23 protein-coding genes and 2 pseudogenes are annotated in these 24,653 nt (G+C 43.2%); 6 read left to right on the top strand and 19 right to left on the bottom strand.

Annotated elements, in window-relative coordinates; all coding sequences use genetic code 11:
• The first annotated feature begins 378 nt into the window (after positions 1-378).
• Positions 379-2,598: an NADP-dependent isocitrate dehydrogenase gene (locus EYR97_RS05525; protein WP_131092827.1), complete on the top strand. Its 2,220-nt coding sequence runs from the start codon at positions 379-381 to the stop codon at positions 2,596-2,598.
• Between the two features lie 463 nt (positions 2,599-3,061).
• On the opposite strand, the gene cspD is transcribed toward EYR97_RS05525, so the two are convergent.
• On the bottom strand, positions 3,062-3,280 hold the full coding sequence (cspD, locus tag EYR97_RS05520) for a cold shock domain-containing protein CspD (protein WP_131092826.1): 219 nt from the start codon (positions 3,278-3,280) through the stop codon (positions 3,062-3,064).
• A 210-nt stretch (positions 3,281-3,490) separates the two neighbouring features.
• Between cspD and clpS the strand changes: the two genes are divergently transcribed.
• Positions 3,491-3,811, top strand: a complete 321-nt coding sequence (clpS, locus tag EYR97_RS05515) for an ATP-dependent Clp protease adapter ClpS (protein ID WP_131092825.1) — start codon at positions 3,491-3,493, stop codon at positions 3,809-3,811.
• Between the two features lie 24 nt (positions 3,812-3,835).
• Positions 3,836-6,112, top strand: coding sequence for an ATP-dependent Clp protease ATP-binding subunit ClpA (clpA, locus tag EYR97_RS05510; RefSeq protein ID WP_131092824.1), 2,277 nt, complete (start codon positions 3,836-3,838; stop codon positions 6,110-6,112).
• Between the two features lie 91 nt (positions 6,113-6,203).
• Here the strand turns inward: clpA and infA are convergent, their stop codons facing one another.
• The 4 genes from infA to trxB form a co-directional block, all read right to left on the bottom strand.
• Positions 6,204-6,422, bottom strand: a complete 219-nt coding sequence (gene infA / locus EYR97_RS05505) for a translation initiation factor IF-1 (RefSeq protein WP_014949333.1) — start codon at positions 6,420-6,422, stop codon at positions 6,204-6,206.
• A gap of 75 nt (positions 6,423-6,497) precedes the next feature.
• Complete coding sequence (locus EYR97_RS05500; protein WP_131092823.1) at positions 6,498-7,211, bottom strand: arginyltransferase; 714 nt, start codon at positions 7,209-7,211, stop codon at positions 6,498-6,500.
• On the bottom strand, positions 7,208-7,954 hold the full coding sequence (aat, locus tag EYR97_RS05495; protein ID WP_131092822.1) for a leucyl/phenylalanyl-tRNA--protein transferase: 747 nt from the start codon (positions 7,952-7,954) through the stop codon (positions 7,208-7,210). Before aat ends, EYR97_RS05500 begins: the two co-directional genes overlap by 4 nt.
• 50 nt (positions 7,955-8,004) lie before the next feature.
• Entirely contained in the window at positions 8,005-8,964 is a 960-nt protein-coding gene (gene trxB, locus EYR97_RS05490) for a thioredoxin-disulfide reductase (protein ID WP_131092821.1), read from the bottom strand.
• Between the two features lie 366 nt (positions 8,965-9,330).
• Here trxB and yfbV point away from each other — a divergent pair, with 366 nt between their 5' ends.
• Positions 9,331-9,780 carry a terminus macrodomain insulation protein YfbV gene (yfbV, locus tag EYR97_RS05485; protein WP_131092820.1) on the top strand — a complete coding sequence of 150 codons (450 nt, stop codon included), beginning with the start codon at positions 9,331-9,333 and terminating at the stop codon, positions 9,778-9,780.
• A 21-nt stretch (positions 9,781-9,801) separates the two neighbouring features.
• On the opposite strand, the gene EYR97_RS05480 is transcribed toward yfbV, so the two are convergent.
• The 3 genes from EYR97_RS05480 to EYR97_RS05470 form a co-directional block, all read right to left on the bottom strand.
• Positions 9,802-10,317, bottom strand: coding sequence for a SprT family zinc-dependent metalloprotease (locus tag EYR97_RS05480; protein ID WP_131092819.1), 516 nt, complete (start codon positions 10,315-10,317; stop codon positions 9,802-9,804).
• 24 nt (positions 10,318-10,341) lie between these two features.
• A complete protein-coding gene (gene sppA / locus EYR97_RS05475; protein WP_131092818.1) occupies positions 10,342-12,207 on the bottom strand; it encodes a signal peptide peptidase SppA in 1,866 nt (621 codons plus the stop codon).
• Positions 12,208-12,338: 131 nt separating this feature from the next.
• On the bottom strand, positions 12,339-12,527 hold the full coding sequence (locus tag EYR97_RS05470) for a hypothetical protein (RefSeq protein ID WP_131092817.1): 189 nt from the start codon (positions 12,525-12,527) through the stop codon (positions 12,339-12,341).
• A 48-nt stretch (positions 12,528-12,575) separates the two neighbouring features.
• Here EYR97_RS05470 and EYR97_RS05465 point away from each other — a divergent pair, with 48 nt between their 5' ends.
• Together EYR97_RS05465 and EYR97_RS05460 are read left to right on the top strand one after the other, a co-directional pair.
• Positions 12,576-13,178 carry a DoxX family protein gene (locus tag EYR97_RS05465; RefSeq protein WP_131092816.1) on the top strand — a complete coding sequence of 201 codons (603 nt, stop codon included), beginning with the start codon at positions 12,576-12,578 and terminating at the stop codon, positions 13,176-13,178.
• A gap of 192 nt (positions 13,179-13,370) precedes the next feature.
• Complete coding sequence (locus EYR97_RS05460; protein ID WP_131092815.1) at positions 13,371-13,922, top strand: NAD(P)H nitroreductase; 552 nt, start codon at positions 13,371-13,373, stop codon at positions 13,920-13,922.
• A 137-nt stretch (positions 13,923-14,059) separates the two neighbouring features.
• On the opposite strand, the gene EYR97_RS05455 is transcribed toward EYR97_RS05460, so the two are convergent.
• The 11 genes and pseudogenes from EYR97_RS05455 to rsfS all read right to left on the bottom strand — a co-directional run bounded on the left by EYR97_RS05455 (position 14,060) and on the right by rsfS (position 24,643).
• Positions 14,060-14,899 carry a DUF2797 domain-containing protein gene (locus EYR97_RS05455; protein ID WP_131092814.1) on the bottom strand — a complete coding sequence of 280 codons (840 nt, stop codon included), beginning with the start codon at positions 14,897-14,899 and terminating at the stop codon, positions 14,060-14,062.
• A gap of 12 nt (positions 14,900-14,911) precedes the next feature.
• Positions 14,912-15,919 carry an asparaginase gene (gene ansA, locus EYR97_RS05450; RefSeq protein ID WP_131092813.1) on the bottom strand — a complete coding sequence of 336 codons (1,008 nt, stop codon included), beginning with the start codon at positions 15,917-15,919 and terminating at the stop codon, positions 14,912-14,914.
• Positions 15,920-16,114: 195 nt separating this feature from the next.
• A complete protein-coding gene (gene lipA / locus EYR97_RS05445; protein ID WP_131092812.1) occupies positions 16,115-17,077 on the bottom strand; it encodes a lipoyl synthase in 963 nt (320 codons plus the stop codon).
• Positions 17,070-17,654: a lipoyl(octanoyl) transferase LipB gene (gene lipB / locus EYR97_RS05440; protein WP_242634940.1), complete on the bottom strand. Its 585-nt coding sequence runs from the start codon at positions 17,652-17,654 to the stop codon at positions 17,070-17,072. The genes lipA and lipB overlap by 8 nt, the downstream gene beginning before the upstream one ends.
• Before the next feature lie 87 nt (positions 17,655-17,741).
• Positions 17,742-18,005 carry a DUF493 family protein YbeD gene (ybeD, locus tag EYR97_RS05435; protein WP_131092810.1) on the bottom strand — a complete coding sequence of 88 codons (264 nt, stop codon included), beginning with the start codon at positions 18,003-18,005 and terminating at the stop codon, positions 17,742-17,744.
• Positions 18,006-18,106: 101 nt separating this feature from the next.
• Positions 18,107-19,290, bottom strand: a pseudogene (locus tag EYR97_RS05430) (D-alanyl-D-alanine carboxypeptidase family protein).
• Positions 19,291-19,627: 337 nt separating this feature from the next.
• Positions 19,628-20,650: a septal ring lytic transglycosylase RlpA family protein gene (locus EYR97_RS05425; protein WP_131092809.1), complete on the bottom strand. Its 1,023-nt coding sequence runs from the start codon at positions 20,648-20,650 to the stop codon at positions 19,628-19,630.
• A 7-nt stretch (positions 20,651-20,657) separates the two neighbouring features.
• Positions 20,658-21,774: pseudogene (gene rodA, locus EYR97_RS05420) on the bottom strand (rod shape-determining protein RodA).
• Positions 21,774-23,690 (bottom strand): penicillin-binding protein 2, encoded by a 1,917-nt coding sequence (gene mrdA, locus EYR97_RS05415; protein ID WP_131093158.1) that lies wholly within the window; start codon positions 23,688-23,690, stop codon positions 21,774-21,776. The pseudogene rodA and the gene mrdA overlap by 1 nt, the downstream one beginning before the upstream one ends.
• Positions 23,691-23,718: 28 nt before the next feature.
• A complete protein-coding gene (rlmH, locus tag EYR97_RS05410; protein ID WP_131092808.1) occupies positions 23,719-24,189 on the bottom strand; it encodes a 23S rRNA (pseudouridine(1915)-N(3))-methyltransferase RlmH in 471 nt (156 codons plus the stop codon).
• Positions 24,190-24,325: 136 nt separating this feature from the next.
• Positions 24,326-24,643 (bottom strand): ribosome silencing factor, encoded by a 318-nt coding sequence (gene rsfS / locus EYR97_RS05405; protein WP_131092807.1) that lies wholly within the window; start codon positions 24,641-24,643, stop codon positions 24,326-24,328.
• Positions 24,644-24,653: the final 10 nt, after the last annotated feature.

Raw genomic sequence — 24,653 nt, 5'->3', positions numbered from 1 at the left:
CCTGAAAATTGACCAGCATTCGATGTCGTCAGCCAATTTGTCGATAAATTCATTGATCTTACAGGTTAAGACAATGGTATGACTTGTAACTCAAACTTTCGACCCTATACTAATGAACGCAGTCGAATTCATCAGGCTGTGCATTCGTACGTTTATTAGTCAGTTGCAGCTTGTTACTTTGCTGCTGATAAAACTGAGCGTAGTAAGGTATGAGGACGAAAACAGCAAGTGGCCAAGCGCTTACACAAGGGTGTTTGGTGGAAAGCATCAATTACGTATCGCAATGACTATGGGCGCAATATTTGACTAATATTGCGAGTGGTTGCGACCCAATGGACGAAAAAACGGCAGTACGCTGTCGACATAATGAGGTATATAATGACCAAGTCTAAGATCATCTATACGAAGACTGACGAAGCGCCAATGTTGGCGACGTATTCTTTACTCCCTATTATTCAGAAATTTGCTTCTGCTGCAGGTATCGACGTTGAATTAAGCGATATCTCTTTGGCTGCTCGCGTATTAGCGAACTTCCCAGAGTACTTGTCAGACGATCAAAAAGTGACAGACGCGCTTGCTGAACTAGGTGAGATGACACAAGATCCAAATGCAAACATCATTAAATTACCAAACATCAGTGCCTCTATTCCTCAGCTTCGCGCTACTATCAAAGAATTAAATGACAAAGGCTTTAACGTACCAGCGTTCCCTGATTCACCTAAATCGGCTGAAGAAGAAGACATTCGTGAGCGTTACGGCAAGGTACTAGGTAGTGCGGTTAACCCTGTACTACGCGAAGGTAACTCAGACCGCCGCGCGCCAACAGCAGTTAAAAACTACGCGCGCAAGCATCCGCATTCAATGGGTGAGTGGTCTCAAGCATCTCGCACGCACGTTGCGCACATGCGCGGTGGCGACTTCTACTCAGGTGAAAAATCAGTAACCGTTGAAAAAGAAGGCTATGTAAGCATTGAGTTTACGGGTAAAGATGGTAGCAAGAAAACACTAAAACCGCGCGTTGATTTACTTGCTGGTGAAGTTATCGACGGTATGTTCATGAGTAAGAAGGCGCTGTGTAAGTTCTTCGAAGAACAAATCGAAGATGCAAAAAACACGGGGATTCTTTTCTCACTACACGTGAAAGCGACCATGATGAAGGTGTCTCACCCAATCGTGTTTGGTCACTGTGTGAAAGTGTTCTACAAAGAGTTGTTCGACAAGTGGGGTGACCTATTCGAAGAGTTGGGTGTGAATCCTAACAACGGTCTTGGCAGTGTTTATGATAAGATCGCGAGCCTACCTGAAAGCCAGCGCTCTGAGATTCAAAAAGACATCAATGCGTGTTACGCCGACCGTCCGCCGATTGCTATGGTGAACTCTGACAAGGGTATTTCAAACCTTCACGTACCTAGTGATGTAATTGTTGATGCGTCTATGCCTGCGATGATCCGTAACTCAGGTCAAATGTGGGGACCAGATGGTAAGCCTCACGATACCAAAGCGGTAATCCCAGAAAGTACTTATGCAACTATTTACCAAGAAGTAATCAACTTCTGTAAAACTCACGGTGCATTTGACCCAACTACAATGGGTACTGTGCCAAACGTTGGCTTGATGGCTCAAAAAGCAGAAGAATACGGTTCACACGATAAGACCTTTGAACTGCACGCTGACGGTACAGTGTCAATTGTTGATCAAGACGGCAATGTACTTATTTCTCACGACGTTGAGGAAGGCGATATCTGGCGTATGTGTCAGGTTAAAGACGCGCCAATTCAAGATTGGGTGAAGCTTGCGGTTAACCGTTCACGTCAATCTGGCATGCCAGCAGTATTTTGGTTAGATGACGAGCGTGCTCACGATGCTCAGTTAATCAAGAAAGTTGAAACATATCTTCAAGATCACGATTTAACTGGTCTAGATATTCAAATTATGTCTCCTGTGCGCGCTATTCGCTACAGCATGGAGCGTGCAATTCGCGGTCTAGACACTATTTCAGTAACAGGTAACGTACTACGTGATTACCTTACTGATTTATTCCCAATTCTAGAGTTGGGCACCAGTGCGAAAATGTTGTCTATTGTTCCGCTAATGGCCGGTGGTGGTCTGTACGAAACAGGGGCGGGTGGTTCTGCACCTAAGCACGTACAGCAGTTTGTTGAAGAAGGCCACTTGCGCTGGGATTCACTGGGTGAGTTCCTTGCTCTTGCAGTATCACTGGAAGACGTTGCCATTAAGCACGATAATCCTCGCGCTAAGATCCTAGCGAAAGCTCTTGATAAAGCAACTGAAAAGCTGCTTAACAATGGTAAGTCTCCACTGCGTAAAGCTGGTCAGCTTGATAACCGTGGAAGTCATGTTTACTTGGGTCTTTACTGGGCTGAAGAAGTTTCAAACCAAACAGAAGACGCTGAACTAGCAGCACAATTCAAGCCTGTGTTCGAAGCACTTTCAGCTAATGTTGATACGATTATTGCTGAAATTGATGCGACACAAGGCAGTGAGCAAGATATCGGTGGTTACTACTATCCAGACGAAGATAAGCTTTTCGCTACTATGTCGCCTAGTAAAACACTTCACGGTATTCTTGGCGCATAAGTTCTGCGTTGAAATAAGCTCTGAGTGTAAATGAGTAATGAGCTAAAACGATTATTTAACTAAATTTGCTCAATACCACATTTTTCAAAAGCCCGATGATTTTTCATTGGGCTTTTTTTATGAGGTGTTGTTGTGCTCCCTTGATTTGGAACCAACAAACCTGTGCAACCAAGCCTAGCCACAAAGTCTGACAGTCATACTGAGTGGGTAAACTCCTATGCGGACAGGTATTAATTAGGCTAGCGGATAAAATCTTACTATTTTGGTAGGTATTTTTTGCTTTCGACGAATTAAGATTACGTAATGTTGTTTGAGAAAATGAAATGTAGTGAGGAAGATTGAGCAGTGCACCGAGTGAGCTAGGTGAATAAAGTCAAAGCCGCAAAAAAGCACGACGCTGTGCTTGCACCGGTTTAAAAAGCAAAAGCCCGACGAAGGGCCGGGCCTTTATAAATTCTTTTTCTTAACGCTCTGGCTCTTCTTTGAAACCAATATTTTCAGCGTGTAGACCCTTAGGTCCTTGTTGCACTTCAAACGTAACTTCTTGACCCGCTTTTAGTGAACGATAGCCTTCCATTTGTATTGTAGAGTAGTGTGCAAAAATATCTTCGCCACCTTCCTCAGGAACAATAAAACCAAAACCCTTTGCGTTGTTAAACCATTTAACTTTGCCAATCGCCATACTTCGACTTCCTCTTAATCCTTGAACTCACAGGTATATGCCCCCATTATAGGAATGGAGACAAAGTGAATTGAGCGCTTAGTGAACAACAATACTCAAAGTCACTATCAAAATGTAGATTTTTTAACCATATTATGTCAAGGGTTAATGTGAATAAATTTATCCAAAAGTTTGTACACATAACTCGGATTAAAGCACTATTATTAAGTTATGAGTAAAGACAACGCTATAAGTATCGAAAAGGAAAAGTTGAAAGACGCGCAGCGACAGAAGCCGCAGCCGCCTCCCATGTATAAAGTGTTGTTGAACAATGATGACTATACACCGATGGATTTTGTCATTGAGGTACTCATGCAGTTTTTCAATATGGACGCTGAGAAAGCCAATCAACTTATGCTGACCGTTCATTATCAAGGAAAAGCCGTGTGCGGCATTTTCACTGCTGAGATAGCAGAGACCAAAGTAATGCAGGTAAATCAATATGCACGCAAACATCAACATCCGTTGATGTGCACGATGGAGCAGGCATAAGGTATTTTGTAGAGGGCGAGCAATATGTTAAATAAAGAATTAGAACAGACGCTAAACAGTGCGTTTGTATTTGCCAGAGAGCACCGTCACGAATTTATGACGGTTGAGCACTTGTTGTTGGCATTGCTCGACAACACTGCGGCTCGTGATGCACTTAAGGCCTGTGGTGCTGATATCGATGCAATTAAGAGCGAATTGTTGGCCTTTGTTAAAGACACCACACCGCTGATCCTAGACGATCAGCTAAACGATAGAGAAACTCAACCTACATTAGGTTTTCAACGGGTGTTACAACGGGCAGTATTTCATGTTCAGTCTTCTGGTAAAGACGAGGTAACTGGCGCAAATGTGTTGGTCGCAATATTTAGCGAACAAGAATCACAGGCCGTGTATATCCTCAAGAAGGCTGATGTGACCCGATTGGACGTGGTTAACTTTATTAGCCATGGTGTGAGTAAAGCTGATGACGATGAACCAGTAAACCCTGAAGCGGCCGAAGAAGCTGATTCAAGCGAAGAAGGTGCATCCGCGTTAAGCAAATATGCCACCGATTTAAATAGGCATGCCAAAGAAGGTAAAATTGACCCGCTTATTGGTCGCGACCAAGAAGTAGAACGTACTATCCAGATTTTGTGTCGCCGTCGTAAGAACAACCCTTTATTGGTAGGCGAAGCTGGTGTGGGCAAAACTGCCATTGCGGAAGGCCTAGCCTATCGTATTGTGAATAGCGACGTACCTGATGTTATTGCTGAAAGTACGGTTTATTCGCTTGATTTAGGCGGTTTGTTAGCGGGTACGAAATACCGAGGTGACTTTGAGAAGCGCTTAAAAGCTATTCTTAAAGAGCTGGGTAAAGATGAACATGCTATTTTGTTTATTGATGAGATCCACACCATTATTGGTGCAGGTGCTGCTTCTGGCGGCGTTATGGATGCGTCAAATTTACTTAAGCCTAAATTATCAAGTGGTGAATTGCGTTGTATCGGTTCGACCACGTATCAGGAATACCAAGGTATTTTTGAAAAAGATCGCGCATTGGCCCGTCGCTTCCAAAAAGTGGACGTTACTGAACCCAGTGTAAGTGACACAACCAAAATCCTACTTGGGCTTAAAAGCCGTTATGAAGAGCATCACAATGTGCGCTTCACCCAAAAGGCAATTCAGGCTGCTGCGGAGCTCTCAGCTAAATATATCAATGAGCGTCATCTACCGGATAAAGCCATTGATGTAATGGACGAGGCAGGGGCAAGCCAACGATTGTTGCCACCTTCTAAGCGCAAAAAGACCATTGGTGTGGGTGATATTGAGCAAATCATTGCAAAGATGGCCCGTATCCCAGAAAAGTCTGTTTCAGCCTCTGACAAAGAAGTACTTAAGAACCTTGGTCGTAACCTTAAAATGGTGGTGTTTGGCCAAGACAAAGCCATTGAAACCCTTAACGATGCGATTTTGCTATCGCGCTCAGGGTTAGGTGCTGAAACCAAACCTATCGGTAGTTTCCTGTTTGCTGGGCCTACCGGCGTGGGTAAAACAGAAGTTACTCAACAATTGGCAAAAATAATGGGTGTAGAGTTAGTGCGTTTTGATATGTCTGAGTACATGGAGCGTCATGCTGTTAGCCGTCTAATTGGTGCACCTCCTGGCTATGTAGGGTTTGACCAAGGTGGGTTATTAACCGATGCGGTAATTAAAAACCCATATTCTGTGGTGCTTCTAGATGAGATAGAGAAGGCACATAGCGATATTTACAACATTCTACTTCAAGTGATGGATCACGGTACGCTAACAGATAACAATGGTCGTAAAGTCGATTTTAGAAATGTTGTGTTGGTGATGACGACAAACGCCGGTGTTCAAGAAACTGTGCGTAAGTCGATTGGTTTTAAACAGCAGGATCATAGCCATGATGCAATGTCTGAAATCAATAAAGTATTTACCCCTGAATTTAGAAACCGGCTAGATGGTATTATCTGGTTCAACCATCTTGATTCAGAAATTATCCTACAAGTTGTTGATAAGTTCATTATTGAACTTCAAGCGCAACTGGATGTGAAAGGGGTGTCACTTGAAGTGAGCAGTAACGCAAGGGCATATCTGGCTGAAAAAGGCTATGATAAGTCTATGGGTGCGCGTCCTATGGCTCGTCTAATCAAAGATGAACTCAAGAAAGAGTTGGCCAATGAGCTGTTATTTGGTGAGTTGTCTAAGGGCGGTAATGTTAAGATTGATTGCGTAGACGATAAGCTTACTTTCGAGTATTCAGGAGTTGGTGCAACGTCTGAAGAAGCTGAGCCTAGTTAAAAATTGATTGTATAAGCTTGTCGAAAGTACAAATGAAAAAGCCCGATTATGTAATCGGGCTTTTTTTATGCGTTACCGCTTCAATGGCTCATTATCTTGCGCGATAAACGATACGACCTTTAGTCAAATCGTAAGGAGTCATCTCTACAGTGACCTTATCGCCAGTAAGAATTCGGATATAGTTCTTACGCATTTTACCAGAGATGTGCGCAGTCACAACGTGACCATTTTCTAGTTCAACGCGGAACATAGTGTTAGGTAGCGTGTCTAACACAGTACCTTCCATTTCAATACAATCTTCTTTTGCCATGTAAAGCAGTTACCTCAGTAATTCAAAATTTTTGCCGCGCAGACCTTACCCAATCTTGTGGGCAGTGTAAAGCGATTAAGTGGGTTTTTTACTAAATAGATGCCATTCATTGCCTTCGAATTGTTCAAAGGGCAAAAAATTGTGTTTATACGACATTTTTTGACACCCTTTAACGAAGTAACCTAAATAGAGATATTGGTAGGCTAACGACTTCGCTTTTTCTATTTGCATTAATATCATCCACGTACCTAGTGACGATTTAGTGTAGTCGGGGTCAAAAAATGTATATAAAGCAGATAGCGCTGAAAAGGGTTCGATAGCATCAACCACATCCGTCACTGCCACTGCGACAAGTTTGTCACCGTCGTAAGCTTCAACAAATAGGGTTGGCATCCAGTCGCAAAACAAAAAATTATCAAACTGCTCTCGAGAAGGTGGATACATACTGCCATCTGTATGTCTTTGAGATATATACCGCTCATACAGTGGGTAATAGCTGTCGTGAGGTGTTTGTGAGAAGGCAATGTGAAAACGCTTGTTCGCATTCAGGATGCGCTTTTGGCTGCGTGAGGGTGTGAATTGATTAACAGGAATTCGCACTGATTGACACGCCGTACAACTTGCACAATGGGGACGATAGATTTGCTCACCGCTTCGACGAAAGCCCGCTTGTATAAGCTGCGCATAACGCCAAGAAAGAAACTCATCCACATCTGCATACACTAAAAGCTGTTCTTGCTCGTCGGGTAGATAACTACACGAGAACGACTGAGTGATCCCAAATTTCACGGTGTTATTTCCTTGGGTAGCCATTGGGCAAGATAGTGCTCTGACAGCTCACCGTCATCATTTAGCGTTTGATTATTTTCATACAGTTTGTCGATAAAAAGATCCCGCGTAATGGCCTTGGCGCCTAGTGAGCAAAGGTGATCGGTGGGTAGTTGACAGTCGATAAAAGCCATATTGTGACTTTGCATGTGTTTTACCAATGCGTACATCGCCAACTTAGACGTATTGCTTTGTGTATGAAACATAGACTCACCACAAAAAACCTTACCGATCCCTACGCCGTATAGCCCCCCTACAAGAGTCTCGTTGTCCCATACTTCAACCGAGTGCGCGATACCAAGCCCGTGAAGATGGCAATAGGCCTGTACCATTTCTTCGGTAATCCAGGTTTCATTAGATACACCGTCATTATTTGGGTTCTTTCTAGGAATACTAGAGCACGCGTCTATGACTTTTTCAAAGCTTTGGTTTAGCGTAACGCGATAGCGCCGCTTGCGCGCTAATTTCAATAAGCTTTTTGAGGCGACAAAATCATCAAGTTCAATAATAGCCCTGGGGTTTGGCGACCACCAAAGTAATGGTTCATCATCACTAAACCACGGGAAAATGCCTTGTGAGTATGCTGAAAACAAACGAGAGGGACTTAAATCTGCACCGAAGGCTAATAAACCGTTTGGTTCATCAAGTGCTGTATCTACACTGGGAAATGGTGCGTTGTTTTCAATATAGTGTAATGCAATCATAACGAAAAAAGCCCTACGCTAGGGTAGAGCTTTTTAAGACAAGGGCAGGGTTATTCAGACTTAAGGCCATCAAGATACTTTTCAGCATCTAACGCTGCCATACAACCGGTACCAGCTGATGTAATCGCTTGGCGGTAAACGTGATCACTCACGTCCCCAGCGGCAAAAATACCTTCAACACTGGTTTGTGTGGCATTGCCTTGTAAGCCACTATTTACTGTTATGTAACCGTCTTTCATCTCAAGTTGACCATCGAAGATGTCAGTGTTTGGCTTGTGACCGATAGCAATGAAAAGACCCATTACATCTATCTCTTCTGTCGCGTCGCTGTCAGTATCTTTAACGCGTACTTTCGTAACGCCCATTTCATCACCAAGCACTTCGTCAAGTGTGCGATTCAAATGTAATACCACATTGCCGTTTTCAGCCTTATCGCGAAGACGTTGCTCTAGAATTTTTTCACTTCTGAACGTGTCACGTCTGTGGATTACATGTACTTCTGAAGCGATGTTTGATAAGTAAAGTGCTTCTTCAACTGCAGTATTACCACCGCCAACAACGGCAACTTTTTGATTGCGATAGAAGAAACCGTCACATGTTGCACAGGCTGATACGCCTTTGCCCATGAACGCTTGTTCAGATTCCATGCCAAGGTATTTTGCAGAAGCGCCTGTTGCAATAATAAGTGCATCGCAAGTATAAGTGCCACTATCGCCATAAAGCGTGAAAGGGCGCTTGCTTAAATCTGTCTTATTGATGTGGTCAAAAATGATTTCTGTATCAAATTTTTCAGCATGCTTTTGCATACGCACCATCAAATCAGGACCGGTAAGTCCCTCAGGATCGCCTGGCCAGTTTTCCACTTCAGTGGTAGTTGTCAGCTGTCCGCCTTGTTGAATTCCGGTAAGTAGTACGGGTTCAAGGTTTGCTCGCGCAGCATAAACTGCCGCAGAATATCCTGCTGGGCCTGAACCTAAGATAAGTAGACGGACGTGTCTGCTTTCTGCCATTTTCGTCTCCAATTCATTCACCCATTAGGGTGACTAATAATCAATCTTATAGAACGCTAGGTAGGGTCTGAAAAAAATAATTCAACCTTATTCCCATTATCTTTTTATTTTTCACGTTTCAAGTGCTCTATGATGCCCTGTAGAAGACGAAAAGTCACTTAAAGACTGTGGTAGCAGTTGTTACAACAAACGATTTAGAATGTATTTTAAGGAATATTAATTCTTTGTAATGCGAACATAGTCCTAATGCGAAATTTGAGCATAAATACAAGACAAAGAGTCTTGTATTAACGGTAAAGCCTATTACAATTTAAAAGAGGCGCTAGAAATTCGCAGTATGCGCTTGCAAAAAATAAGGGGTTTTCCATGTCGCAATCGGTAATGACAATGTTGAAAGATGGTCAGCAGTACATGAAGACATGGCCTGTAAGGAAAGAGTTGTATGCTTATTTCCCTGAGTGTCGTATTATCGCAGCGACCCAATTTGCAATAAAAACCATGCCGCCCGTTGCGCTTATTTCTTGTGCGCTTCTTATCCAAAACCTCGGACTGTCTTACTTACCGCAAACCATCGCTATTGGTGCTTTTTTCATAAGTTTACCCATGCAAGGTTTACTGTGGCTTGGTCACCGTTCAGACCAATATCTTCCGCCTCAATTAAAAGGTTGGTATCAAGAAATTCACGCAAAGATGAGGACCAAAGGGTGCAATTTGGCATCGGCTAAAAGCAAACCAAAATACAAAGAGCTGGCTCAACTTCTCAAAACAGCGTTTACTGATTTAGACAACGCATTCACAAAACACTGGTTTAACTAAAATTTAAGTGCTACTCAGCGCTTAGCTTTTTTGCAATTCTCTTGAGGCGTTCTCTTGTAATATCGCATTACAACGCTTACAGCGATACTGTGTGCCTTTCTTAATATTATTGTGACGTCTAATTGATAACGCAAAGGTATTACAGTTACAGCGGTAAGGAAAGGTATTAGTAAGGTGCTGAACTTCAAAGCTGTGCGTAGTATTTGGTGAACAGTTGAATACATCGCGCATTATTGCTTGCCATTGCACGCCATGTGGCTTTACTTTTCCAAACAGTGTCCAAACCAGTAAATGGCTCACCTCGTGAGGCACAACTTCATTGATAAAAGCATCAGCGTTTTCTACATAGAGTAGGGGATGAAAGTTCAAGCGGTTTTGTTGTAAGAAGGCGGTGCCCGCGTTTTTACCAGAGCGGCGAAATGTAATGTTGGGCCTTTCAAACTTTCGTTGGAAGACGTTCTCGGCGTGGTTATAACAAACAAAAACAGCGTCAATTAAACATTGACGCTGTTGACTTGTTAAATCGTTAGTAGCGATAACTAGCGTTCTTTAATGAGTGTTTTATTTAACATCGCACGGTAAGCACAATACGTAGGTGCCTTTAGGATCATTTAATCTGCTAACAGCGCTAAAATCACGAAGCACACGTTTGAATTCATTAACCAGTGCTGAGTCAGCATGGGCAAACTGCCACTTTCCAACGAACATCATGGCTTGACCGAAGAACTCTTTCCAGAACTGCTCTTGCGCGGTTAATGTACGCTGCACATAGTAGGTGTCATATTTGTCCAGTTCAGAAAGTTCCGCAGCAGCAACAATCGCGTCGTCAAGTGTACCTAACTGGTCAACCAAACCAAGTTCTAATGCATCACTACCAAGCCAAACACGACCTTGAGCAACACTGTCAACTTCTTCCACTGTCATGCCTCTGGCACTAGATACCATTGACAGGAAGTTGCCATAGGTGTTTTCAACATTGCGCTGAAGAATTTCGCCAAACTCTGGGGCAAGTGGACGCACTACCGAGAACCCTGTTAATTCTGTAGAACCAACACCGTCACTGTGTATACCAAGGTAGTCTAATGAATTTTCGTATGTCATGAACATACCAAATACACCAATAGAGCCGGTAATTGTACTTGGGCTGGCAATAATACGGTCGGTGCTTGCTGCAATCCAATAACCACCCGATGCTGCATAGGTGCTCATAGAGGCGACAACTGGTTTACCTGCGCGCTGAAGTTCTATAATTTCTTGTCGAATGACTTCAGAAGCAAATGCACTGCCTCCAGGCGAATCAATTTGTAAGACAACGGCTTTCACATTGTCGTCCATGCGCGCTTTTCGCAGTAGACGGGCTGTACTATCACCGCCGATAGTTCCTGCCTTTTGATTGCCGTCTAAAATCGTACCTTTGGCAACTACAATGGCAACTCTATCCATATTGTGGTCAACAAACGGCATAGGAGGATTAACAACCTTTAAGTACGTGTTAAAGGATGTGTAGTTAACGCCGTAAGAGTTGTCGTCTTCACCAACGAGTGCAGTCAATTCTGCGCGCACTTCTTCCCGTGTTTTTAACGCATCAACCCATTTATTGTCTAACGCGTATTGTGCAAAATCACCGCCGGCAGCTTCAAATTTGTCTAATAAGCCTTGTAGCGTTTCATCAAAGTTTGACTCATCGATACCGCGTGCTTGGGCAACATCTTTTTTGTATTGCGCCCAGTAGCCGTTCAACCATTGTTTTTCGGCTTCTTTAGCTTCATCAGACATGTCGTTGCGCATAATGGGCTCAACTGCAGATTTGTAGGTGCCCACGCGGAAAATATGCGTTGTTACCTTTAACTTATCCAGCATATCTTTGAAGTACATACCGTAACGGCCGTATCCTTCAAACATAAGTCCACCCATTGGATTTAAATATATTTGATCAGCGTGAGCAGCTAAATAGTATTGTTCTTGCGAAAAGTAATCGCCTATGGCGTAAACAGGTTTTTCAGAAGTTTTGAATTGGTCAATGGCCGTTGCAATGGTGCGTAATTTATCTAAACCGCCACCCGTAAGGCCTTGTAAATCTAATACCAGCGCTTTTATTCGGCGGTCTTTTTGTGCGTTTTCAAGCACCTTAACCACGTCACGGACAAGTACTTCAGGGTTTTCTGGTTCACTACCTAGTGACTCTTGCAAAAACTGTTCAAAAGGGTCAATACTCTCTTTTTCTATGACAAGCTTGCCATTTAATGTAAGAAACAGTGCGCTATCAGCATTTACGGTAAGCGGGTCATCATCCTGACTTACTATGGCGACTACCAAGCCACCAAAGATAGCCAAGAAAATCACGTTAAAGAAAAGTTTGCGGGAAAAGTTGAGTACTGTCCACAAGCCAATAAACAAGGATTTTGTCCAACTTCCTCTGGCTGCCATATATTACTACCTTTTTTGAATTCGACTAATGAGAGTACGACATAGGTTATGTATACACCCAATTTCTACTCATTATGTTACCTAATTCACATAATATCGCTAATATAATTGTAATTTTTTGTAATCGCTTACTAAGGGCGATGAGTTTCAGATTTACTAAGCCAAAGTGAGATTAGTTGCGCTATGCGTTTGTGGTCGTTCTCGCTTAACTGCATCAATAGCTTACCTGACGTTGTCTTGTAGCCTGTTTTGTTGTGGCCTTTTTCCATTATTCTTGAAAGAGGTGAAGTATTTTTAGGTTTAGGTGAAATTTTTTTCATGAACTTCCGTTCTTAGTATGGATAACACACGAGATAAGCCTGAAAACTATGGTTAACCTTTATACACAAATAATAAAAAAACTGCGACACGCAGATGGCCTCCCATTGTTACTTTTGCGTTTGTATTTGGCACCCGTTATGGTTCAAGCAGGTTGGAACAAAGCGTCAAATTTTGAAGATATTGTTTCTTGGTTTGGCAACGAAGACTATGGATTAGGCTTGCCTTTACCTTTTGTTATGGCCTTATTGGCCACGGCAGCAGAACTTATAGGTGGTGTTTTCCTACTTTTGGGGGTACTTACCCGCTTAGTGAGCATTCCGTTGATGGTAACTATGGTTGTGGCGATGGTGAGTGTACATGCTGAAAATGGATGGTTAGCGATTGCTGATGCATCATCATGGCTTGCTGATGGAACTCTATTGTTAAATGAAAGCGTAATGGATGCACCTGAAAAGCTACAGGCGGCGAAATCTCTATTGCAAGAGCATGGCCATTACGATTGGTTAACGTCCAGTGGGAACTTTGTAGTGCTAAATAATGGCATTGAATTCGCGGCTACCTATTTTGTTATGCTACTTGTTCTATTCTTTTATGGTGGTGGTCGTTACGTGAGTGTCGACTACTTTGTCAGCAAAAGAGCAAACCAGTAGAAGAAAAAAGTAGCGCTAGGCTGAATTAGCAAAAGATAACGCTGCGACATACACCGCTCAACGCATATTTAAATAACAAAGACCGGATTTTTCTGGTCTTTTTTTTGAGGCAGTCGTAGGATCTACCACATGGGAATTTGCGCACTTTGGATCATTAGTACGAAGTGCTCTGTTAAAAAGTGGAGAACACACGTGGACGCATTACATTTACTTCTCAATAGAAGCTCTCAACCTCGGCTGAGTGCACCTGCACCGAGTGATCAAGTACTGGAAAATATAATGCAGGCAGCGCTTCGTGCGCCAGATCATGCGTGTTTAACACCATGGCAATTTATTGTATGCCAAGGCAAAGGGCTTGATAAATTAGGCGCGTTATACGAGCAGTCGGCTATCGAAAATGGGAAGTCTCAGCAAGAGATAGATCGCGCGGTCAAACTTCCACATCGAGCCCCTATGGTTGTGGTTGCAGTGGCAAAATATGTAGAGCACGAAAAAGTACCGCGTGTTGAGCAAATTGCATCGGCTAGTTGTGGGGTGATGGCGATGCAAATGGCAGCGGTTGCCCAAGGTTTTAATGGCATGTGGCGAACAGGTAGCTATGCGCAATGCGATATTGTGAAGCAAGGTTTAGATTTAACGGAAGATGATGAGATAGTTGGTTTCTTATACCTTGGTACGCCTGCCTTCGAACCTGCACCGAAGCCACAGCGAAATTCCGCTGATTATTTTACATTCTGGAATTAGCAGTCTGTAATTACACGAGCCAAGTTTACACAAGCTAAGGCACTATTCTTGGGTTGTACTGTTAGGGCTTAGTCAAAAGCACTAAGCCCTAAATTCTTAATTATTAACTCCAAGCGCAAAGCACCAAGTTTCAAGCTCTAAACGCTAAGGCTTGCTTTATAACCTGCAAATTTTCTGATATTGATAACGCGATCGCCGTCTAACATCCAGTATTGACCTTTAACGCCTTTTAACACACCCGTAAAGGTGGGGTCTTTGTCTAAATTAAGCGATTTAATCTTTACCGGGTAATCTTCAACAGGGTAATGAATGTCGTGTGTAGTACTCGTTACCTCACTGACCGCTTGCAAGCCTTTTTCTTGCTTTAACGCATCTAATTCGGCGCTGATTTTTTCCATCAACTCGGATTTGACTTGCGTTAAATCTACCTCGTCTGGCTTTCCTTTAAGCATAGTTCGCCAATTTGTTTTATCAGCAATATGATCTTTACACAGTGTTTCAACCAGACCACTGGTCAGTCTGTCGGGCACACGTAACATGACCGTAGCCTGTGTTGCACCTTGATCCATCCAACGTGTGGAAACACCTTCAGAAATTTGGCGAGTAATACCAACTTTGACCGTACCTGTATTCGCCAGATAGACGAAATGCTCATTAAAACAGTGTTCTTCGCCCCATTGTGGCTCACGACATGTACCTTCGTGATAGTGGCACTTTTCAGGTTTAATTATGCAACTGTCGCATTGCGCTAGCGAAATTAGGCATGGATAACAATAGCCTTGGTTAAAGCTTTTCTTTGTTTTTCTGTCGCAATGAACACAGTTGATTTCGCCTTGATAGGAGAGGGTAACTTCACGGCCAATTAATGCATTGATATCAACAAGATCGTCACCAATGGGAAGCGTATAATGCACGGTATTGTTTTCATCAGCTCGGGTGCGCATTTTGCGCAAAGTGCCTGTGTAGGTTGTTGTCACGGTTGTTACCTTTTATTCGCTGAGTTCGCCACGTAAGTTTTGCGTTAGTTGTTTGCTAATTTCCTCAAACGAGAGGTCTTTGCTTAGTAAATAATGAAGTTTTGCTAATGCAGCCTCCGGTGTCATGTCACTGCCTGAAAGTACGCCCACAGCTTGTAAACCATGTCCAGTTGCGTAACCGCCCATGTTAACTCGTCCTCGCATGCACTGCGTACAGTTTAGAACAGGAATTTCACGGGCTTTAGCATATTTCAATTGGGCAATGAGCTCTGGGTTTTGCGGTGCATTACCCACACCATAGCTTAATAAGATCAATGCATTGACCGGTTGTTGCAGCGTATTCTTTATAACTTCGGGCGCAATACCTGGATATAGACTAACCATTCCAATTGGTTGGGCTTTTACATTTGATACTGTCAGGGTATTGCTTGATGTTATTGCTAATTTCCCCGCTTTTACGCGAATGTTGATGCCGGCTTCTAGTAGCGGAGGGAAATTGGGTGAATCGAAAGCACTAAAACCATCGGCATCGACCTTTCTAGAACGATTTCCTCTAAGAAGTCTATTGTTAAAGAACAAGCCAACTTCAGCTATCGGGTAATTAGCCGCCACATACAGGGCATTAAGTAGATTAACTTGGCCGTCAGAGCGCAATTCTGCAAGGGGGATTTGTGAGCCGGTCACGATAACGGGTTTGGATAAATCTTCCAACATGAAGCTAAGGGCCGAGGCGGTATACGCCATGGTGTCGGTGCCATGTAATATAATGAAGCCATCGTATGCATCATAGTTATTTGCAATATCATCAGCGATACGCTGCCAATCAGAAGGGTTCATGTCTGATGAATCTATAAGATTGTCATATTCATGCAAGGTAAACAACGGCATCTCAGCGCGATGGAATTCAGGCATGTTCTTCAATGTATCTGATAAAAATCCCGCTGCAGGCACATAGCCTTGGTCTGATGGCTTCATACCGATGGTTCCGCCAGTATAAGCAATATAGATATGTTTACGCATTGAAAAACCTTACATCAAACTGGAAATCGTTAAATTGAACGGCATTCTAACAACACTTGATGTTTTGTCACTGACAAGGCGTGAAAAACTTAAAACTAAAAAAGGTATATTGGTAGCTAGCTCATACAAAAAAGCGGTGTATACCACCGCTTAAAACTAATAATGCGCTTATTACAGCGCTAATGTGAAACAGGCTTATTTTACTTCTTTACCCGCTGCTTGTTGGTCAGCATGGTAACTAGAGCGTACCATTGGTCCACACGCTGCGTGCGTGAAGCCAATTTCTTTCGCATAAACACCTAGTGCATCAAACTCTTTAGGGTGCACGTAGCGTTTCACTGGATAGTGGTGACGGCTAGGTTGTAAATACTGGCCTAACGTAAGCATATCTACATCGTGAGCACGTAAGTCGCGTAATACGCCTTCAATTTCTTCGTTTTCTTCACCCATTCCCATCATTAGTCCAGATTTAGTCATAATGTCAGGGTGTTGTGCTTTGAACTTCTTCAGAAGATCGAGGGACCATTGATAGTTAGCACCAGGGCGACACTCGCGATATAAGCGAGGAATAGTTTCTAGGTTGTGATTAAATACGTCTGGAACGCCGTTTTTGAAGATTTCTAAAGCACGGTCCATACGACCGCGGAAATCCGGTACTAGTACTTCAATTGTCGTAGAGGGGCTGTGCTCGCGAATTGCATTAATACAGTCAACAAAGTGTTGTGCACCGCCGTCGCGAAGATCATCACGGTCTACTGAAGTAATAACCACGTAACGCAAGTTCATTTCAGCAATGGTTTTGGCTAACTTTTCTGGCTCTTCTGCACTTGGTGGAAGAGGTTTGCCATGTGCAACATCGCAAAACGGGCAACGACGTGTACAAATGTCCCCCAAAATCATAAACGTAGCAGTACCGTGATTGAAACATTCAGCTAGGTTAGGACAGCTTGCTTCTTCACATACAGAGTGAAGTTTATTCTTGCGAAGTGTCTGCTTAATGTGATCAATTTTTTCAGTAGAACGAGGAAGTTTAATCTTTATCCATTCCGGCTTGCGTAGCATCTCTTCCTTTTCAGTAGGAATAATGGTTACGGGAATGTGTTTTACTTTTTCGTCATCACGGAGTTTTACCCCCGCTTGAGGTCGTGCGTTACTCATCAAAACCTTCTTTATATGTTGTTTCCGTAATGGAAAGCGCTTCTAGTAGTAGCGAAGTAAGCTCACTACCAGCAATATCTAGCGACGTTGGGCCGTTTAGGCGGGCTGTATCTATCATTTCCATACCAGCATAACCGCAAGGGTTTATACGCTGAAACGGCGATAGGTCCATGTTAACATTTAACGCAAGACCATGAAATGAACAACCATTACGAATACGTAATCCCAGCGAACAAACTTTCTTTTCATCCACATAGACCCCAGGCGCATCGGGCTTTGGGTAAGCTTTTACATTGTATTTGGCAAGTAGTCCAACCACTGCTTCTTCCATGGCGGTGACCAAATGGCGTACACCCAATTTTCTGCGCTTGATGTTCAACATCAAATAAATGACTTGTTGGCCCGGACCATGGTAGGTAACTTGACCTCCACGGTCTACCTGTACCACGGGGATATCCCCTGGCATGAGAATATGTTCCGCCTTTCCTGCTTGCCCTTGGGTGAAAACAGCATCGTGTTCTACCAACCATATCTCGTCAGGCGTGTGCTCATCTCTGGCATCTGTAAATTGCTTCATTGCTTCAAAGATAGGTTCGTAAGGTTGGCGACCAAGCTGGCGTATGACAACAGGTGAGGGGCGCGCTCTTGTGGACGTCTCAGTCACTTACAGTACAACCCTAACTAGTTCGAGCTTTGCCAATTCAGTGTATATTGTTTCCATGTGTTCTTTGCTAGTAACGCGAACACTGATAGAAACAGAATGGTAACTTCCTTTACTGCTTGGCTTGATGTTAGGTGTGTAATCACCAGGAGCATGCTGTTGAAGACAACTAACAACTTGGGTTGGAAGGTCTTCGTGGGCAACACCCATTACTTTAAATGTTTGATTAGTTGGAAAATCTAGAAGTTCGTCAAAACGGGTATCCATGCGAAATCCTTGGTACAATAAATCTCATATAAAAAACGGCCAGATTGTAACAAATCTGGCCGCTTCACAACTAGGTTTTTGACGTATTAATTTATACGTCGCTACTCATCGTCAAACCCTAACTGAAGCATGATGTAATCTTTCATGCGGTTAAAGAAGCTGCCTTCTTTAACTTCCTGAAGGGTGACTAACGGGTAACTTGCCACGTCTTCACCGTCAAGTTGAAGGTATAGCTTACCTACCACTTGGCCTTTCGCCAGTGGGGCTTCTAATTTTTGATCAAGTTCAAAATTCGCTTCAAGATTTGCGGCTTGGCCACGGGGAATAGTAATGGGGGTAGATTGATTAATTCCAAGGTCTACCGTTTCTCTATCACCCATATAAATGCGATGTGCAACGAAGCTGTGACCTGCTTCATAAGGCGTCAGTGTTTCATAGAAACGGAAGCCGTACTTTAATAGTTTTTGTTTTCTACTTTACGTGCTCGTTCACTATCTGTACCCATTACTACAGAGATAAGGCGCATACCGCCTTGTTCCGCTGAAGTTATTAGGCTGTAGCCAGCATCAGACGTATGCCCAGTCTTAATGCCATCAACATTTAGGCTTTTGTCCCACAATAAACTGTTGCGGTTATATTGCTTAATTCCGTTGTATGTGAATTCCTTTTCGCTATAAATTTTATACATATCAGGGGTTTCAGCAATCAGAGCGCGTGACAATGTCGCCATGTCTCTTGGGGTAGTGTAATGGTCTGGGTCGTGAAGACCATGGGCGTTTACCCAGTGAGAACCTGTCATACCCAACGCTGCTGAGTGCGCATTCATCATACTGGCGAACGCTGATTCAGAACCCGCTACGTGCTCAGCCATAGCCACACATGCATCGTTACCTGATTGAACAACAATACCACGAAGTAAGTCACGCACTGAAACCTGTGTACCCACTTCGATAAACATTTTTGAAGAGTCAGGAAATTTCTTTGCCCACGCGTTTTCTGAAATCGTCACAACGTCATCTAGGCTGATATTACCTGCCTGTAACTCTTTACCGATAACATAAATGGTCATTATTTTGGTTAAGCTTGCAGGGGCAAGTTGCATATCTTCATTCTTTGAAGCAATGATATGGCCAGTTTCAAAGTCGGTTAATAGAAAGCCTTCTGCTGCAACCGTTGGTGCAGGCGGTGCGATAACAGCCGCGTTGGCGACTTGTAATAAGGCAACCAATGTTAAAAAGACAAATGACAAAAATGACGGGTTAGCGCGTTGAGTTGTTCTAAGCATGGTTTTTATTTCTTTAACCGTTTTATCCGTGTGAGTTTAAAGCTTACTCTACAAGACGATTTGCTAATTATTAGCAAAGACAAGGCGTTGTAGAGCTCCCCAATTTAGCTTTTGTAGTAACAAATTGGCAAACGCGTTGCACAACTATGAGTCGATCCTATCGAAAGGATGACAATAAGACTAGGTTTTATCAAAAAAGTTTAGGGCTTTGTAGCTATTCATCGAAGAAACCGTGATATTGCCTGACAAATGACACATTGTGGCCACATTGTTGACTAATATATGTCCAGTGACTTCCAGCACGCTGAAGTTAAGCTAATTAGATTACCCAATGTTATTACAATGTTTGAGTAATTGCGTAGGCGTTGGGATAACCGTTTTGTTTTAATTGCTCTAGTACTTCAGAGACCACAGCATCTTCGAAAATCGGACCAAGTTGAAGTTTGTAGATATTGTTTGAAACGGGAAGGTGAGCTGGTATTTGATAGAGCGCGGAGAGTACATTTGAAATGGACTTTGCTTTTTGTCCATCAGAAAGCGCAGCGACCTGAATGTAAGTGCCAGGTGGAGTTTCAGTTTTTGTTTCAGCATCATTGCCCTGAACACTGTTTGTAAGAGCCGCTGAGTCGCTTTCTATTAATGAAGCATTTGTGCTTGAGGTTGTGCTTGAGGTAGACGCCATCAGTGTATCAGGGGCCGTACTTGTAATACCTATATACTCATCGTAAGTTACGGTTTGTCCATTGCCCACAGTAACATTGTTATTTTCATCAAAATGGATCACTTCAAGTTTTACCCGTGCAGTCCCTTTGTTGTGGTAACCCAGTTTTACCGCTGCCGCATAAGATAAATCGATAATGCGATCATCGTGAAAGGGGCCCCTGTCATTCACTCTAACAATGGCTTGCTTGTTGTTGTCGAGGTTAGTTACGCGAACATAGGAGGGTAGTGGCAGCGTTTTGTGAGCTGCGCTCATGGCAAACATGTTGTAGGTTTCACCATTAGACGTTAAATGCCCGTGAAATTTTTGACCGTACCAGCTGGCGTGGCCAATTTGGTGATAGCCTTTGCCTGACGTCATCGGTTTATAGTGTTTGCCTAGCACAGTATAGGGGCGGCTATTAAACATGCGATAAGGTTCGAATTTAGGTACAGCATCTGCTGTATTTGGTGTTTTGGCAACATGGCGAGGTGCCGAATCGACATGTTGTGAATAGCGGCTATTTGATGTGGATTCACAACCTGTTAAAACCGATACACACAACGTAAAAAACACTAGGTAAATCGGCTTGCTGTTACGAGGCTTTGTTCTTGTTTTCTTGAAAGTTTGTCTTAAAGAAACGTAACGCGTTGCAACCATGATTTTATCACCTAGACATAAAACGCTTTTGTGTGGCAATTGACATTAGAATGCCAAAACCAGCCATCAATGTCACCATTGACGTTCCACCATAACTCACTAGTGGAAGGGGAACGCCTACAACGGGCAGTAGGCCTGATACCATGCCCATGTTTACAAAGACATATACGAAGAAGGTAAGGGTAATGCTTCCGCCTAATAATTTGGCATAAGCATCTTGCGCACGGCTAGAAATTATTAAGCCTCGTAGAATAATTAAACTATAAATAGCGAGAAGACATATCACACCGGTAAGTCCAAATTCTTCGCTGAAAACCGAGAAAATAAAGTCGGTATGGCGCTCGGGCAAAAACTCCAATTGTGATTGCGTACCCTGTAACCAGCCTTTGCCATCAACACCGCCTGAGCCAATGGCAATCTTAGATTGAATAATGTGGTAACCTGAACCTAATGGGTCGCTTTCAGGATTTAAAAAGGTGAGAACTCGCTGTTTTTGATAGTCTTTCATTAAGAAAAACCACATAACAGGAGCAAATGCACCAATAAGCGCACCTACAATTGAAATTAATCGCCAGCTCATTCCTGCGAGAAAAATGGCGAATACCCCTGAACTCGCGATAAGAAGCGATGTACCTAAATCGGGTTGTTTAGCAATTAAAATTGTCGGCACAACAACAAGTGCAAAGCCTATTATGATGTTTGTGGTTCGCGGTGGCATAGTAAATTTACTGATATACCAAGCTACCATCATAGGTACGGCTAACTTCATAAGTTCAGATGGTTGAAAACGAATAAAGCCTAAATCGAGCCAACGCTGTGCACCTTTCCCCATATCTCCAAACAGTAATACTGCAATTAACATCAGTAGCCCTGCAATGAAGGCATAGGGAGAGAGTCTCTGGTAAAAACCCGGGGGGTAGTTGCGCTAAGCCAAACATTACTACAAAGCTAAAACCAAGCCGCGTAAACTGACGCTCCATTTGACCTATATCTTGGCCCGAGGCGGAATAAAGAGTGACTAAACCAACGGCACTTAATACTAATAACCCAGCAAGTAACCAGCCATCAATATGAATACGCTGTAAGAAACTAGTTTGACCGGGTTTTAACTGCGTTCGTTTCATTAAAAATCACCGGTAATATTTTCATTTGCTGCGACTTCTTGTGTTTGCTCAGGTTCAAACACACGATCTCTAAAGTAGAAATCCATCATTTGACGTGCTATCGGTGCTGCATTTTTACTGCCTCCACCCACGTTTTCAAGTACTACTGTAACTAAAATTTCAGGGTCATTAAAAGGGGCGAAGCCAACATACATAGCATTGTCGCGCAGTCTTTCATCAATTTTTTCCGCTTCGTATTTTTCATTTTGGCCCACAGTAAACAACTGTGCCGTCCCAGTCTTACCGGCTGAGTCGTAATCGGTATTGGCAAAGGCATGTCGTGCGCCGCCTTCTTCACCACTTACTACATCGTGCATAGCATTAAGTACTATATCCAGATTGTGTTGATTCTTTATCTCTATAGGGCGCTGTGACTTAAGCGGTATTAGGTCAATAGATTCATCGGTATTCATGTAACCCCTGATAATCTGAGGGATATGGCGCTCACCACGATTAATAAGTGTATTGACGGAGTGGGCTAGTTGTACCGGCGTTGTTGTCCAATAACTTTGACCAATGCCTACAGGGATGGTGTCACCAATATACCAAGGCTGATTAAAGCGTGCGCGTTTCCACCCACGACTGGGCATATTCGCATCAGACTCTTCATACAAATCAATCCCAGTAAAATCGCCAAATCCAAATTCATACATGGCTTCACTGATTTTATCGATGCCTAAGTTGTAGGCTAACTCGTAATAAAAGGTGTCACATGACACTTCGATAGCTTTAGATACATTAACATCACCGTGTCCCCAACGTTTCCAATCACGCCATACGTGGGAAACATTCGGTAACTTATAACGACCTGTGTCCTTTATGGTGTAGTCCTCTGTGATTACACCTTCCTCTAGTCCGATAAAGCCCAAATGTGGCTTAACCGTAGATGCTGGAGGGTATTGACCTTGAGTCGCCCGGTTGATCAAAGGTCGGTCTGGCGAGTTAAGTAACGCAGAGTAATTCGCACTGCTAATACCATGTACAAAAAGGTTAGGATCGTAGCTGGGGTTTGAATACAAGGCGAGAATTCCACCAGTTTTTACGTCGGTAACAACAATGGCCCCACGTATTCCATTAATAATACGCTGGGCTTCTAATTGTAAGTCGAGGTCGAGATTCAAAACAATATCTTTACCCGGCGTAGGAGGCTCTACACTGAGAACACGAATAATACGGCCTTGGTTATTCACTTCTACTTGTTGGTAACCCACTTTACCGTGTAATAATTCCTCGTGGTATTTCTCAATACCAAGCTTACCAATGTCATGCGTGGCGGCGTAATTATCTTCAAGCCCAGCTTCTACTAATTTTTGCAAATCCCGTTTGTTGATACGTGCTACATAACCAAGGGCATGGGTAAGGGTTTCTTTATAAGGGTAGTATCTGGCCAAACGTGCTTCAATTTGCACCCCAGGAAATTTGTGCTTGCTAGCAGAAAACAGCGCAACTTCTTCTTCACTTAATTGGGTGCGTATTGCAACGGGCTTAAAGCGACGCGTGCCTTTTAGGCTGGAGCGAAAGCGTTCGACTTCATCTTCGGTTATTCCCATCAAATCGATGAGCCCAGCTAGCGTATCATCAACGTTTTTTACTTGCTCAGGTATAATTTCAAGGCTAAACACCGGGCGGTTTTCTGCCAGTAATTTACCGTTTCTGTCGTAAATTAATCCGCGATTCGGCGCAACGGGTAATACTTTTATGCGGTTTCCATTAGAGCGAGTTTGATAGTCTTCATACTGGGTCACCTGAAGTGAATACAGGTTGTTAAGGACGATACCTAGCATGGCCAAAACGATTATAAATGCAATTGTAGCGCGACGAGCGAATAGATTGGCTTCTGCTGAGTGATCTCGAATAGTTTGGCGTTTTCTGTGCATTGACATCCGTTGCATGCGTTATCGCGTCCTATTCTCTGTGATAGGGGTGATTTTGCGTTACAGACCATGCACGATAAAGACTTTCGGTAAGAATTATGCGCACAAGGGGGTGAGGTAAAGTAAGTGCAGATAAAGACCATTTCTGTTCAGATGCAGCAATACACTCTGGTGCAAGGCCTTCAGGGCCGCCAATTAATAGGCTGACATCACGACCATCCATTTTCCATATGTCGAGCTGCTTGGCTAGGGTGGGTGTATCCCAAGGTTTCCCGGTAACTTCTAGCGTTACCACACGGTTACCTTTAGGAATTGCAGCGAGCATTTGTTCGCCTTCTTTTTCCAAAATACGTTTAATGTCTGCGTTTTTTCCACGTTTACCCGCAGGAATTTCAGTAAAGGTTACCGGCAGATCACTGGGAAATCGACGAATAAACTCATCAACCCCTGTGTTTACCCATTTGGGCATTTTTGTTCCAACGGCAACTATCTGTATTCGCACTTTTCCTTCCTTTTCTGTGGGCCTTTACTGCTGGCCCTTTCCGCCTGCCTTTGCCACTTGATTAGCTATGCACTTGTCAACGAGGTAGTGCATAGCCATTACGTGATCACTTTTCAGCTTTATTTGTGCCGAACGTCTATGACCACAGTTTTTCAAGTTGATAGAAGTCGCGGGTTTCGTCTTGCATCACGTGCAAAATAACATCACCAAAGTCTACCAGAACCCATTCACCGGTTTCTTTACCTTCTACGCTACTTGGGGCATGTCCGGCATTTTTTGCTTCTACCATGACGTTTTCAGCAATAGATGACACGTGACGCTTTGAATTTCCCGAACAAATGATCATGGTGTCTGTAATCGTCGACTTGCCGCGAACATCTAACTCGACAACGTCACGGGCTTTCATGTCGTCTACTTTATCTAAAACGAACTGCTTGAGTTGTTGACTCTCCAAAGTTTTCCTC

It is taken from the genome of Alteromonas sp. KUL42, from assembly GCF_006538325.1.
Taxonomy (GTDB): domain Bacteria; phylum Pseudomonadota; class Gammaproteobacteria; order Enterobacterales; family Alteromonadaceae; genus Alteromonas.
This window is presented reverse-complemented; position numbering and strand designations above follow the sequence as displayed.